Annotated in this window: 8 protein-coding genes; 2 read left to right on the plus strand and 6 right to left on the minus strand. The window is 61.2% G+C overall.

What is annotated here, in order from left to right:
• Positions 1-136 precede the first annotated feature (136 nt).
• Positions 137-1315, plus strand: a complete 1179-nt coding sequence (locus ACQY5P_RS03535; protein WP_428409465.1) for a glycosyltransferase — start codon at positions 137-139, stop codon at positions 1313-1315.
• A gap of 60 nt (positions 1316-1375) precedes the next feature.
• Here the strand turns inward: ACQY5P_RS03535 and rpoC are convergent, their stop codons facing one another.
• From rpoC to ACQY5P_RS03560, 5 genes are all read right to left on the minus strand, one after another.
• Entirely contained in the window at positions 1376-5605 is a 4230-nt protein-coding gene (gene rpoC, locus ACQY5P_RS03540; protein WP_428409466.1) for a DNA-directed RNA polymerase subunit beta', read from the minus strand.
• A gap of 76 nt (positions 5606-5681) precedes the next feature.
• Positions 5682-9761, minus strand: coding sequence for a DNA-directed RNA polymerase subunit beta (gene rpoB / locus ACQY5P_RS03545; protein ID WP_428409467.1), 4080 nt, complete (start codon positions 9759-9761; stop codon positions 5682-5684).
• A gap of 288 nt (positions 9762-10049) precedes the next feature.
• Positions 10050-10424: a 50S ribosomal protein L7/L12 gene (rplL, locus tag ACQY5P_RS03550; protein WP_428409468.1), complete on the minus strand. Its 375-nt coding sequence runs from the start codon at positions 10422-10424 to the stop codon at positions 10050-10052.
• Positions 10425-10474: 50 nt separating this feature from the next.
• Entirely contained in the window at positions 10475-10987 is a 513-nt protein-coding gene (gene rplJ, locus ACQY5P_RS03555; RefSeq protein ID WP_428409469.1) for a 50S ribosomal protein L10, read from the minus strand.
• Positions 10988-11321: 334 nt separating this feature from the next.
• Positions 11322-11597, minus strand: a complete 276-nt coding sequence (locus tag ACQY5P_RS03560; protein ID WP_428409470.1) for a metal-sensitive transcriptional regulator — start codon at positions 11595-11597, stop codon at positions 11322-11324.
• A gap of 97 nt (positions 11598-11694) precedes the next feature.
• Between ACQY5P_RS03560 and ACQY5P_RS03565 the strand changes: the two genes are divergently transcribed.
• Positions 11695-13926 carry a copper-transporting P-type ATPase gene (locus tag ACQY5P_RS03565; RefSeq protein ID WP_428409471.1) on the plus strand — a complete coding sequence of 744 codons (2232 nt, stop codon included), beginning with the start codon at positions 11695-11697 and terminating at the stop codon, positions 13924-13926.
• Positions 13927-13932: 6 nt separating this feature from the next.
• Here ACQY5P_RS03565 and ACQY5P_RS03570 read toward each other — a convergent pair whose 3' ends face one another.
• A complete protein-coding gene (locus tag ACQY5P_RS03570; protein ID WP_428409472.1) occupies positions 13933-14199 on the minus strand; it encodes a hypothetical protein in 267 nt (88 codons plus the stop codon).
• Positions 14200-14343: the final 144 nt, after the last annotated feature.

The raw sequence follows: 14343 nt of genomic DNA on the forward strand, positions 1-14343 counted from the left end.
TGCGAGGGCCCTACACGCCCGAAAATCCGCTTGAAATCAAGGCTTGCGGCGTCATTGCGTAAATTGGCGGATACGGGCGCCGGGGATGAGAGGGCGGCTCGAAACGGCCTGCCGGGAGAGCCAGGGAGATAGAAAGTTGCGCGTTGCGATCGTCCAATATGGGGTCTTTCATGACCGCTACGAGGCGCTGAAGGCCGGCGCGCCCGAGACCTATTACGCTCAGGCCTATTCGGTGAATTTTGTGGCCAGCCTGGCCGGGCGCTGCGAGTTTCTGGGCGTCATCGGCGTTTTGGGCGACGAATCCACAGAGATCGCTATTACGGGGCAGCTCCATTCGGCCTGCATTCCAGCGATTAACGGCTCCCCAAATGCGTCTGCGATCATCGAACTCCTTGAAAAATGGCGGCCGGACCGGCTGATTCTTCAGGCGCCGGACCGGGCGATCCTGCGCTGGGCGCTCAAAAATGGGATCGATACGCTCCCTCTCCTCGCCGACAGTTTCGAGCAGAAATCTCTCCGGCGCCAGGTCCAGGCTTTCCTGCTGGGGTGGCTATTGAACCGGCCGTCGATCCGGGCCGTGGGCAACCATAATGTGCCTTCCAGCCTGTCGCTCAAAAGAATCGGGGTCTCCGCGGACAAGATATTCCCCTGGGACTGGCCGCACGAAGTGAGCCCGGAGAACCATCCTGTGAAGGCGCTGCCCCCCGGCCCGGCGAAGCTGGTCTATGTGGGCTCCCTCGCCTCCTCCAAGGGCGTCGGCGACTGCATCGAAGCCGCGCATATATTAAAAAGTGAGGGCGTCCTCTTTGACATGACCCTTGTGGGCGGCGGAAGCTTTACCGACGAGGCGGGGGCGCTGATCGCCCGCTACGGGCTGACCGACCAGGTGCGCCTCGCCGGCAAGCTCACCCATGACAAGGTGATCGAGACCCTGAAGGATGCGACCCTATCCATGGCGCCGAGCTGGCATGTTTACCCTGAGGGCCTGCCCATGACGATCTATGAGGCGCTGGCCACCCGGACCCCGCTCGCCCTTTCCGACCACCCCATGTTCCAGCTCTACTTTAAAGAGACCCCGGCGGCGCGCATGGCGCCTGAACGCAACCCCAAAGCCCTGGCGGCCGCGATCAGGAAACTCATTACCGACGAGGCGGCCTACGCCGCCGCGTCGGAGGCGACCGGCGATCTTTGGAACAAGGTCAAATGCGACCTGACCTGGGGCATGCTGATCAAGGCATGGCTCGGCGAGGGCGGCATGAGCCTTGAGAGCATTCGGAAGGACAGCCTGTCCGGCCGGCTCGCGGAGCTCGGCTGATCCCCTAAATTAAAACGGCGGCCCCATGGGCCGCCGTTTCAATTCTTATCCGTTTGCGGATTATTCCGCCGCGTCGGCGGGCTCCATCGATTCTTCCGCCGCACTTTCAGCAGACGGGCCTTCAAGCTGCGGCGCGCTGGAGGATGCAGTGCGCTTTTGACGCTCTTCGAGCAGAACCTGGTCGCGGCGTTCAGCCTCGACCTGATGACGCGACATGGCCCCGCCCGTGCCGGCCGGGATGAGACGGCCAACGATGACGTTCTCTTTCAGGCCTTCGAGCGTGTCGATCTTGCCGTTGACAGCCGCATCGGTGAGAACGCGGGTCGTTTCCTGGAAGGACGCCGCCGAGATGAAGGAGCGCGTCTGCAGCGAGGCTTTGGTGATGCCGAGGAGAACCGGCACGGCCTGCGCCGGACGCTTGCCCTGATCTTCGAGCTTGGCGTTGGTTTCCTCGAATTCGAGCTTGTCGATCTGCTCCTCTTTCAGGAAGAGCGAATCGCCCGGTTCGGTGATCTCGACCTTCTGCAGCATCTGGCGAACGATCACCTCGATGTGCTTGTCGTTGATCGGCACGCCCTGCAGGCGATAGACTTCCTGGATCTCGTCGATGAGGAAGTCGGCGAGCGCCTCGATCCCCATGATCGCCAGAATGTCGTGCGGCGCCGGATTGCCGTCCATGAGGTACTCGCCCTTGGCGATGAAATCGCCGTCCTGGACCGCGATGTGGCGGCCTTTCGGGACGAGATAATCGGAAGGTTCGAGATTGTGATCGGACGGAATAATCCGGATACGGCGCTTGTTCTTGTAGTCGCGGCCGAATTCAACGCGGCCGTCGACATTGGCGATGATCGCGTGATCTTTCGGACGGCGGGCTTCGAAGAGTTCCGCAACGCGCGGCAGACCGCCCGTGATGTCGCGGGTCTTGGCGCCTTCCGTCGGGATACGCGACAAGGCATCGCCCGGATGGATGTCTTCGCCGTCCTCAACGGAGAGAATGGCGTCGACGGGAAGCTGGTAACGCGCTTCGCCGCCGGATGAGAGCTTCTTCGGTTTGCCGTTCGCATCGACGATGACGATGGCAGGCTTCAGGTCCGCCGCGCGCGGGTTCGCCCGCCAGTCGGTGACGACGCGGCTTGCAATACCCGTCGCCTCGTCGGCGACGACCTGCATGGAGAAGCCTTCCTGAAGGTCCTCGAACTTCACCTTGCCTTCGACCTCGGTGAGGATCGGCAGGGTGTAAGGATCCCAGTCCGCAAGACGCTGGCCGCGGGTGACTTTCGCCCCGTCGGCGACGCGCAGCTTGGCGCCATAGGAAACCTTGTAGGACGCGTGTTCCTTGCCGTCGCTGTCGAGAATTTTGACCAGCGTGTTGCGGCCCATAACGACGAAGTCGCCCTGGGAGTCCTTGAGGACGCTGCCGCCCTCAAGCTTGATGACGCCTTCATGGCTCGCCTCGATGAAGGAGGTGTCGCCAACCTGCGCCGTGCCGCCGACGTGGAAGGTCCGCATGGTGAGCTGCGTGCCCGGCTCGCCGATGGACTGCGCCGCGATAACGCCGACCGACTCGCCGATATTGACCGGACAGCCGCGCGCAAGGTCGCGGCCATAGCATTTGGCGCAGACCCCGACTTTTGAGTCACAAGTCAGCACCGAGCGCACGCGGATTTTCTGGAGACCTGAGCCTTCGATCTCCTCGGCCTGCGCTTCGTCGATCTCGTCATTGGCCTTGCCGAGAATCTCGCCCGTCGTCGGATGCTTGACGTCTTCAAGCAGCGTCCGGCCGAGAATAATCTGCGACAGGGGGACGACGATCTCGCCCGACTGCACGACGGCTTCCATGGTGATGCCGTTCGTTGTGCCGCAATCGGGTTCGCGCACGATACAGTCCTGCGCAACGTCGACGAGACGGCGGGTGAGATAGCCGGAGTTCGCGGTTTTGAGCGCAGTGTCCGCGAGACCTTTGCGCGCGCCGTGGGTCGAGTTGAAGTACTCGAGCACGGTGAGACCCTCTTTAAAGTTCGAGGTGATCGGCGTTTCGATGATCTCGCCCGACGGCTTGGCCATCAGACCGCGCATGGCGCCGAGCTGGCGCATCTGGGTCGGCGAACCGCGCGCGCCCGAATGAGACATCATGTAGATCGAGTTCGGCTCCATCTGGCGGCCGTCTTCTTCGAATTTCGTTTCCGAAATCTCCGCCATCATCGCGTCGGCGATCTTGTCGGTGCATTTCGCCCAAGCGTCGATGACCTTGTTGTATTTCTCGCCGCGGGTGATGAGGCCTTCAGCATATTGCTGTTCGAACTCGGAAACCTGCGCGCGAGTTTCGTCGACGAGCTTCTTCTTCGCCTCCGGAATGACGACGTCGTCCTTGCCGAAGGAAATGCCGGCCTTGCACGCTTCCTTGAAGCCGAGATCCATGATGTGGTCGGCGAAGATGACCGTCTTCTTCTGGCCGCAGTGACGGTAGACGATGTCGATGAGGCCCTGAATGGTCTTCTTGGTGAGAAGCTGGTTGATGACCGAGAACGGCACGTTCGAGTCGCGCGGCAGCACCTGCGCGACCTTCATGCGGCCCGGGGTGGTTTCGACGATTTCCGTATAGGTCTCGCCTTTTTCGTTAACGCCGGTCCAGCGCGCCTTGATCTTCGAATGCAAGGTGACGACGCCGGCGTTCAAGGCGTGCTCGATTTCCTGGATGGTGCCGAAGATCTTGCCCTCGCCCGGCTCGCCGGCCTTTTCCATCGTAATGTAATAGAGGCCGAGAACGATGTCCTGGCTCGGCACGATGATCGGCTTGCCGTTGGCGGGCGACAGGATGTTGTTGGTCGACATCATCAGAACGCGCGCTTCGAGCTGCGCTTCGAGCGACAGCGGGACGTGCACGGCCATCTGGTCGCCGTCGAAGTCGGCGTTGAACGCCGTACAGACAAGCGGGTGCAGCTGGATCGCCTTGCCTTCGATCAGTTTCGGCTCGAACGCCTGAATGCCGAGACGGTGCAGAGTCGGCGCGCGGTTCAGGAGAACCGGGTGCTCGCGAATGACTTCGTCGAGAATGTCCCAGACTTCCGGACGCTCTTTTTCGACGAGTTTCTTCGCCTGTTTCACGGTCGCGGAAAGACCCTTCGCATCGAGACGCGAATAGATGAACGGTTTGAAGAGTTCGAGCGCCATCTTCTTAGGCAGGCCGCACTCATGGAGTTTGAGTTCCGGACCGACGACGATGACCGAACGGCCGGAATAGTCGACGCGCTTGCCGAGAAGGTTCTGGCGGAAGCGCCCCTGCTTGCCTTTCAGCATGTCGGAGAGCGACTTCAGCGGGCGCTTGTTGGTGCCCGTGATGACGCGGCCGCGGCGGCCGTTGTCAAAGAGCGCATCGACGGACTCCTGCAGCATGCGCTTTTCGTTACGCACGATGATGTCCGGCGCGCGAAGCTCGATCAGGCGCTTCAGGCGGTTGTTGCGGTTGATGACCCGGCGATAGAGATCGTTGAGATCCGACGTCGCGAAGCGGCCGCCATCGAGCGGCACCAGCGGACGCAGCTCCGGCGGGATCACCGGAACGACCGTCATGATCATCCATTCCGGGCGGTTGCCGGATTCGAGGAACGCCGTGATGAGCTTCAGGCGCTTCGCGTATTTCTTGGTCTTAAGTTCGGAGGTCGACTCACCGATCTCGACGCGCAGTTTCTCGGCTTCCGCTTCCATATCGATGGCGGAGAGGATCTCACGGATCGCTTCGGCGCCGATGCCGGCGGTGAACGAGTCCTCGCCGAATTCTTCCTGCGCCTGAAGGTATTCCTCTTCGGTCAGGAGCTGGTTCGGCGCGAGGTTCGTGAGGCCTGGCTCGATGACGATGTACTGTTCGAAATAGAGCACGCGCTCCACATCTTTCAGCGTCATGTCGAGCATCAGCGAAATGCGGGATGGCAGCGACTTCAGGAACCAGATATGCGCGACGGGCGCGGCGAGCTCGATATGGCCCATGCGCTCGCGGCGAACCTTGGTCAGCGTCACTTCAACGCCGCACTTTTCGCAGACGATGCCTTTGTACTTCATGCGCTTGTACTTGCCGCACAGGCATTCGTAGTCCTTCGTCGGACCGAAGATGCGGGCGCAGAAGAGCCCGTCCCGCTCCGGCTTGAAGGTGCGGTAGTTGATGGTTTCAGGCTTTTTGATCTCGCCGAACGACCAGGAGAGGATTTTCTCCGGGCTCGCAAGCGAGATGCGGATCTTGTTGAACGTCTGCGCCGGCGCAGTGGGATTGAATACGTTCAGCAGTTCCTGTGACATGGGCGCCTCTTAACTTTCGGTTGCGGGCCATAATCCCCGCGAGTTCATCAAAGGGTGGAACGGGAAGCGCCGAGCGCTACCCGTTCTGAAGCTCGACATTGAGGCCGAGCGAACGCATCTCTTTCACCAACACGTTGAAGCTCTCAGGAATGCCCGCTTCGAAGCTGTCGTCGCCGCGGACGATGGCTTCGTAGACTTTCGTGCGGCCGGCGACGTCGTCCGACTTCACGGTCAGCATTTCCTGCAGCGTGTAGGCCGCGCCGTAGGCCTCGAGCGCCCAGACCTCCATTTCGCCGAAGCGCTGGCCGCCAAACTGGGCCTTGCCGCCGAGCGGCTGCTGCGTGACGAGCGAGTAAGGGCCGATGGAGCGCGCGTGGATCTTATCGTCGACCAGGTGGTGAAGCTTCAAGAGATACTTGTAGCCCACGGTCACCTTGCGGTTGAAGGACTCGCCCGTGCGGCCATCATAGAGCGTAACCTGACCCGACTCTTCGAGTCCGGCTTTGGTCAGCATGTCGATAATTTCCGACTCGCGGGCGCCGTCAAAGACCGGCGTCGCAATCGGAACCCCGCGGACGAGGTTCTGGCCGAGTTCTTTCAGCTCTTCGTTGGAGCGCGGCAGAACCTGATCTTCGCCATAGACATCTTTCAGTTTGGCGACGAGGTCTTCGCGGGTCGCCTGATCGTTGTTCCACTGCTCGAGCAGATTGTCGATCTGGCGGCCAAGACCGCGGCAGGCCCAGCCAAGGTGGGTTTCGAGAATCTGGCCGACATTCATGCGCGACGGCACGCCCAGCGGGTTCAACACGATGTCGACCGCGGTGCCGTCTTCAAGGAACGGCATGTCTTCCATGGGCGCGATTTTCGAGATGACGCCCTTGTTGCCGTGACGGCCGGCCATCTTGTCGCCCGGTTGAAGTTTCCGCTTCACCGCGACGAAGACCTTTACCATCTTCATCACGCCCGGCGGCAGTTCGTCGCCGCGCTTCAGCTTGTCGACCTTGTCTTCAAAGCGGGCTTCTAGGCGCGCTTTCGACTCGTCGAACTGCTTTTTCATGGCTTCGATCTCGGCCATCACCTTGTCGTCGGCGACGCCGATCTTCCACCACTGGCCTCTGGAAAGCTGGTTCTCGAGGACTTCCTCGGTGATCTTGCCTTTTTCAAAGCCTTTGGGGCCGGAGACGGCAGTCTTGCCTTCGAGCAGCGGCTTCAGACGGCCATAGACGTTGCGCTCAAGGATCGCGAGTTCGTCGTCGCGGTCTTTCGCGAGACGCTCGACTTCCTCACGCTCGATCGAGACCGCGCGCTCGTCCTTGTCGACGCCATGACGGTTGAAGACGCGGACTTCGACGACCGTGCCGGCAACGCCCGGGGGCAGCTTGAGCGACGTATCGCGCACGTCTGAGGCTTTCTCGCCGAAGATCGCGCGCAGGAGTTTTTCCTCCGGCGTCATCGGGCTTTCACCCTTCGGCGTAATCTTGCCGACGAGGATGTCGCCCGGATGAACCTCGGCGCCGATGGCGACGATGCCCGCTTCGTCGAGATTGCGCAGCGCTTCCTCCGAAACGTTCGGAATGTCGCGGGTGATCTCTTCCGGTCCAAGCTTGGTGTCGCGCGCCATCACTTCGAATTCCTCGATGTGAATGGACGTGAAGACGTCGTCGCGCACGATGCGTTCGGAGATGAGGATCGAGTCCTCGAAGTTGTAGCCGTTCCACGGCATGAACGCGACGAGAACGTTCTTGCCGAGCGCCAGTTCGCCGAGATCCGTCGACGGACCGTCAGCGATGATGTCGCCTTCGCGCACCTGATCGCCGATCTTCACCAGCGGCCGCTGGTTGATGCAGGTATTCTGGTTCGAGCGCTGGAACTTGCGGAGATTGTAGATGTCGACGCCCGGCTTGGTGGGGTCTTTTTCCTCCGTCGCGCGAATAACGATGCGCTGAGCGTCCACCTGCTCGACGACGCCAGGACGACGGGCGCCGATGGCGGCGCCGGAGTCACGAGCGACGATCGATTCCATGCCGGTGCCGACAAACGGCGCCTCAGCCTGGAGAAGCGGCACAGCCTGACGCTGCATGTTGGAGCCCATGAGCGCGCGGTTGGCGTCATCGTTCTCAAGGAACGGAATGAGCGCCGCGGCGACCGACACGAGCTGCTTCGGCGAGACGTCGATGTAAGCCACGTCTTCGCGCGGAACGAGGGTCGCATCGCCGCCGACGCGGCAGTTGACGAATTCGTTCACGAGCCGGCCATTGCCGTCGACTTCGGCGTTCGCCTGGGCGATAGCGAAGCGCTGTTCCTCCATGGCGGAAAGATAGACGACGTCGTCGGTCACCTTGCCGTCGATGACGCGGCGATAGGGGCTTTCAATGAAGCCGTATTTGTTGACCTGCGCATGGGTCGCGAGCGAGTTGATGAGACCGATATTCGGGCCTTCCGGCGTCTCGATCGGGCAGATCCGGCCATAGTGGGTCGGGTGAACGTCGCGGACTTCAAAGCCTGCGCGTTCGCGGGTGAGACCGCCCGGCCCAAGCGCTGAAAGACGGCGCTTGTGGGTGATCTCGGAGAGCGGGTTCGTCTGGTCCATGAACTGCGAAAGCTGGGACGAGCCGAAGAACTCGCGCACTGCCGCCGCCGCAGGCTTGGCGTTGATGAGGTCGTGCGGCATCAGCGTGTCGAGTTCAGCCGAGGACATACGCTCTTTAATGGCGCGCTCCATGCGAAGGAGACCGATGCGGTACTGGTTCTCCATAAGCTCGCCGACCGAGCGCACCCGGCGGTTGCCGAGATTGTCGATGTCGTCGATCTCGCCCTTGCCGTCGCGCAACTGCACGAGGGTTTTGAGGACCGCGAGGATGTCTTCCTTGCGGAGCGTCCTGAGCGTGTCCTCCGTCTCGAAGCCGAGGCGGATGTTCATTTTCACCCGGCCGACGGACGAGAGGTCGTAGCGTTCCGGATCGAAGAACAGCGAATAGAAAAGGCCCTCCGCCGTTTCCAGTGTCGGCGGCTCGCCCGGGCGCATGACGCGGTAAATGTCGATCAGCGCCATCTCGCGGTTGCGGTTCTTGTCCGCATTCAGCGAGTTGCGGATGTAGCCGCCGATATTGATGTGGTCGACGTCGATGGTGTCGAAAGAATTGACGCCGATTTCTTCAAGCGTCTCTATGTGATCCTTGCCGATCTCCTCGCCCGCCTCGGCGTAGATTTCGCCGGTGTCGAAGTTCACGAGGTCAGAGGCGAAATAACGGCCGATCATCTCCTCGTCGGAGAGGAGAAGGTCTTTGAGGCCGTCTTCTGCGAGTTTCTTCGCCGCGCGGGCCGACAGCTTCTTGCCGGCTTCGAGCACCACTTCGCCGTTCTTGGCGTTGATGAGGTCGCGCTCGACCTTCACGCCTTTCCAGCGGTCCGGATTGTACGGCATGGTCCAGCCGGTTTTGATCTTCTTGTGCGGGACGCGGTCATAGAACTCGTCGAGGATCTCTTCCTGATCCATGCCGAGGGCGTAGAGCAGCGTCGTCGCCGGCAGCTTGCGGCGGCGGTCGATGCGGACATTGACAATATCCTTGGCGTCGAACTCGAAATCGAGCCACGAGCCGCGGTAAGGAATGATCCGGGCGGCGAAGAGGAGCTTGCCCGAAGAGTGGGACTTGCCCTTGTCGTGGTCGAAGAAGACGCCGGGAGACCGGTGCATCTGGGAGACAATGACGCGCTCGGTGCCGTTGACGATGAAGGTGCCGTTGTCGGTCATGAGCGGCATGTCGCCCATGTAGACTTCCTGCTCCTTGATATCCTTGACGGATTTGGCGCCGGTTTCCTCGTCCACTTCAAAGACGATAAGGCGCAAGGTCACCTTGAGCGGCGCCGCGTAGGTCATGTCGCGCTGCTGGCACTCTTCGGTGTCGTATTTGGGCTCCTCGAATTCGTAGGAGACATATTCAAGGGTTGCAGTCTCAGTGAAATCCGAGATCGGGAAGACCGAGCGGAATACCGCTTCAAGACCTTCGAGCAGCCGGTCTTCGGGTTTGGCGAAGCGCTGCAGGAACTGTTCGTAGGAATCCTTTTGAACCTGGATCAGGTTCGGCATGGGGGCCGCGTCGCCGATGCGGCCGAAATTTTTTCGAATGCGTTTCTTCTCTACGAAGGATTGCGCCATAATATCCTCACAAGCGGATGTCAGCCGTTCAAGCGCGGTAGCGAACCCCGGCGGACAACAGGGTTAACGCATGCGCGAAAACCCGCCGGCCGGACCATGTTCGACCGCGGGTCGCGGGTGACTAAATTTTGATCTCGATTAACCGAAGCACTTCGCCGCAAAGCCTGAAGCCGCCGGTGGATGCCACCGGCGGCGAATGGGTGTAATAAGCACGCCCGGCCCCCTCCGCAACCCCTTTGGTAAAGAAAATGCGGAGAGTTTGAACGCGCCCGCTGGCTTTCGCCGAACCTACTTGAGTTCGACCTTTGCGCCAGCTGCTTCGAGCTTTTTCTTGATTTCTTCGGCTTCGCCTTTGGCGGCGGCTTCTTTCACCGTTTTGCCGCCGGCTTCGACGAGGTCTTTCGCTTCTTTCAGGCCGAGACCTGTGATCGCGCGAACTTCCTTGATCACTTCGATTTTCTTCGCGCCAGCGTCAACCAGCACGACGTCGAATTCGGTTTTCTCTTCAACCGCTTCGGCCGCCGCAGCCGGGCCCGCTGCGACCGCAACCGCGCCCGCCGCCGGCTCGATGCCGTACTCGTCTTTCAGGATGTTTTTCAGCTCAGCCGCTTCGAGAAGCGTGAGGCCGACAAGCTCTTCAGCCAGTTTTTTCAGATCAGCCATTGTCTTTAGTCCTTAGTTCGTTGATTGGGTTACAAAAATTGGTGCGAACGTTACGCCGCTTCGCGTTTCTCAAGGGTCTCCAGAATGCCGGCGATATTCGACGCCGGGGCGCTGATGGCGCCGGCGAGTTGTGCGCCAGGAGACGTGATCGCGAGAACGATAGAGGCGATGAGCTCTTCGCGAGACGGCATGGAGGCAAGCTGCTCCACCCCTTTCTCGTCCATGATCTCCTCGCCCATCGCGCCGCCGAGGATTTTGAGCTTCTCATTGTCCTTGGCGAATTTCTTGACGGCTTTCGCCGCCGCGACCGGGTCTTCAGAGAACGCAATGGCGGTCGGGCCCTGGAACAGGTCGGAAAGCTTTTCCGCCGGTTTTCCAGAGATCGCGATCTTGGCGAGACGATTCTTGACGATTTTCATGTTGGCGCCGACGCCGCGCAGCTCGCCGCGCAGAGACTCGAATTCAGCGACCGTCAGGCCGCCATTCGCCACCACGACAACCGTGTTCGCATCGAACACGCCGCCGATCCATTCGACCATTTCCGCCTTTTGGGTTCTGTCCATGAGGCAGGTCCTTTGGTTCAAACAAGGCCGGAAGACGCCCTCCGGCCCCAACAGTCCCCGTTGTTAACGGGGGGCTTCGAAATCAGCGCCTATGAGCGGAAACCAAAAAGGCTCCCGCGCTTGGCGCTGAGAGCCTGCCCCAGAAGGTCCTGCGGAAAGCGCGGCCATAAGACCGGCTGATCCTTTTCCCTCTGTCTATGCGGGAGATTAAGTAGGAAACCTACACCCGCAGTCTCGGACAGGTTTTCGCCGCTCGAAAGCGGCGAAGGCGGTCTCATACCGGCTTTTCGGTGGATTGCAAGCCCTGCTCCCGCAGTCCCGTCGCCAATATATGTCAGCCCTTTACCTTCGCGAACAGCGCCACGAGTTCGTTGAACTTTTCCCGCTGGTCCCTGGCGTCACCGGACGCGATCGCCTCCTCGACGCAGGAGGCCGCGTGGTCGGCCAGCACCGCATCCTCAACTCGCGATAGGGCGGCCTTCACCGCCTGAAGCTGCGTCAGGACATCGATGCAGTATCGGTCATCTTCGATCATTCGGGCCACGCCGCGCACCTGCCCTTCGATGCGGCTCAACCGCTTCAGGATTGAAGCCTTGTCGTGATGGGCCATCTAACGCTCCTGTGGCTTGCATATACCCTATGGGGGTATATATGGGACCTGTTTCATAAGAGTGAAAGTCTAATTTCATTCATCAAGGAAAGCCGTCATGTCCGAGCATTCTCATCACGGTCATCACCACGCTCACGCCGCCTGCCACAGAGAAAACGAAGGCGCCAGCGACAAGTCCGGCAAATACGACAATGTGCCGGCGGGGTATCACGGCGCTGTATACATGTGCCCCATGCATCCAGAGGTGCGGCAGACGAAGCCCGGCCCCTGCCCGATTTGCGGGATGGCGCTGGAGCCGGCGGGTGTTGCAGCCGGAGACGAGGACACGAGCGAACTCGACGACATGACGCGCCGCTTCTGGATCAGCGCCGCGCTGACCCTGCCGCTGTTCATCTACGCCATGGCCGACATGCTCCCCGGCGCGCCGTTGCATGATGTAAATCCCGGCGATTGGGCGCAGTGGATTCAGCTTTTGCTGGCGACGCCTGTCGTCCTCTGGGGCGGCTGGCCGCTCCTGCAGCGTGGCGCGCGATCGCTCCGCACCATGAATCTCAACATGTTCACGCTGATCGGACTGGGCGTCAGCGTCGCTTACCTCTTTTCGCTGGTCGCCACGCTGGCGCCCTCGATCTTTCCGCCGGCGTTTCGCGGTCATAGCGGCGGCGTCGCCCTCTATTACGAAGCCGCCGCCGTCATCACGACTCTGGTGCTGCTCGGGCAAGTGCTCGAACTGCGCGCGCGCAGCCAGACTTCCGGCGCCATCCGCGCGCTGCTCGAACTTGCGCCGCCGACCGCCAAGCGCATCAGCACAGACGGCGCCGAAGAAGAAGTCAGCGTTGAAGACGTCCAATCCGGCGACCGTTTGCGCGTGCGTCCCGGCGAGAAAGTGCCGGTCGACGGCAAAGTCGTCGAAGGCAAAAGCGCTGTCGACGAGTCCATGATCACCGGCGAACCGATGCCGGTTGAAAAGGCGCCCGGCGGCTCCGTCACCGGCGGCACGATCAACGGCGCCGGAGGATTCGTCATGGAGGCGACGCGGGTCGGCAAGGACACGCTCCTCTCGCAGATCGTTCACATGGTCGCAGAGGCGCAGCGAAGCCGCGCCCCGATTCAGCGCATCGCCGATCTCGTCGCCGCCTGGTTCGTCCCCGCCGTCATCGTCATCTCAATCATCACCTTTATCGTCTGGACTTTCGCAGGCCCGAAGCCGGCCTTCGCCTATGCGTTGGTCAACGCTGTCGCCGTTTTGATCATCGCCTGCCCCTGTGCGCTCGGTCTCGCGACGCCCATGTCGATCATGGTTGGCACAGGCAAAGGCGCGCAGCACGGCATCCTCATCAAGAACGCCGAAGCGCTGGAGCGGTTTGAGAAAGTCGACACCATTGTGGTGGACAAGACAGGCACGCTGACCGAAGGCAAGCCGAAACTTATCCTTGTCGAACCGGCCGGCGGCTTTGCCGAACATGATCTTTTGGCCGCGGCCGCAGCGGTTGAGATGGCGAGCGAACACCCTCTCGCGGAAGCCATTGTCGCCGGGGCCCGCGAGCGCGGCGTCAATGTTGCGCCAGCAACGGACTTCCAGTCCGTGACTGGGCAAGGCGCCAAAGCCAGTGTCGGCGGCCGAGCCATTGCGATCGGCAATGTGAAAATGATGGAAAGCGTCGGCGCGGATGCGTCTTCACTTTCAAAAGCCGCCGATGCGCATCGCGCGGAAGGACAGACCGTAATGTTCGTGGCAGTCAACGGCGAACTCGCAGGGTTGATTGGCGTCGCCGACCCCATCAAGGAGACGACCCCGGACGCCATTGCGCAGCTTCACCGCGCTGGCGTGCGCGTCGTCATGCTGACCGGCGACAACAGGAAAACCGCGGAGGCCGTCGCGAAGAAAATCGGCATCGATGAAGTTCACGCAGACGTCTCTCCGGAAGACAAGAACAGGATCGTGCGCGACCTTCAAAATTCCGGCGCCATCGTCGCCATGGCGGGCGACGGCGTCAACGATGCGCCTGCCCTCGCCCAGGCCGATGTGGGCGTCGCTATGGGCACCGGAACCGATGTCGCCATGGAAAGCGCCAGCGTGACGCTCGTCAAAGGCGATCTTAGAGGCGTTGCGCGCGCGCAGGCGCTGAGCCGCGCCACCATGCGCAACATCCGGCAAAACCTGTTCTTCGCTTTCGCCTATAACGCGGCGGGCGTGCCGATCGCCGCAGGCATTCTCTATCCGGTCTTCGGCATTCTCTTGAGCCCGATGATCGCCGCCGCTGCGATGAGCCTGTCTTCGGTCTCGGTGATCGGCAACGCACTGCGGCTGCGCTCGGCGAAGATCTGAACACCGTTAAGCTTGTGCGGCTTGCAATCCTGATCCGCGCCTGTCGCTCAACACGCCATGGCATGCGAATGCGCCGCGTTTCTCGTCATGCGGCGCATCGAAGGGCGACGGCTCGCCGGTCGCCTCTTCCCAGCTAAGGGTCTTGACGCCGTCCGGCGTGCACATGACGAGCGCAAAACCGTCACCTTCTTGCGCAAAGCTGGTTCCCGCCGGAAGAAGTTGCGAAACGGCAAAGAGGGCGACGAGCGCGCGCAACAGAGAGATGCGCGTCAAAATCCTCCGCCCGCTATGTCTCGAGAAACGGAACACTGCCGCCGCATCCTTTATAGCTCGCGGCACTAGACGCCATTTCGGCGCAAGCGGCAATCGCAAAGGGCGGCCTTAGTGACGCAGCCCTGACGAAGTTGAGGTTGGAAA

The organism is Hyphococcus sp., assembly GCF_965267305.1.
Lineage (GTDB): Bacteria > Pseudomonadota > Alphaproteobacteria > Caulobacterales > Parvularculaceae > Hyphococcus.

Excerpts from the sequence above, each read along its gene's own strand:
- rpoB (WP_428409467.1), bottom strand. The coding sequence starts at position 9,761 with ATGGCGCAATCCTTCGTAGAGAAGAAACGCATTCGAAAAAATTTCGGC.
- rplL (WP_428409468.1), bottom strand. The coding sequence starts at position 10,424 with ATGGCTGATCTGAAAAAACTGGCTGAAGAGCTTGTCGGCCTCACGCTT.
- ACQY5P_RS03560 (WP_428409470.1), bottom strand. The coding sequence starts at position 11,597 with ATGGCCCATCACGACAAGGCTTCAATCCTGAAGCGGTTGAGCCGCATC.
- rplJ (WP_428409469.1), bottom strand. The coding sequence starts at position 10,987 with ATGGACAGAACCCAAAAGGCGGAAATGGTCGAATGGATCGGCGGCGTG.
- rpoC (WP_428409466.1), bottom strand. The coding sequence starts at position 5,605 with ATGTCACAGGAACTGCTGAACGTATTCAATCCCACTGCGCCGGCGCAG.
- ACQY5P_RS03565 (WP_428409471.1), top strand. The coding sequence starts at position 11,695 with ATGTCCGAGCATTCTCATCACGGTCATCACCACGCTCACGCCGCCTGC.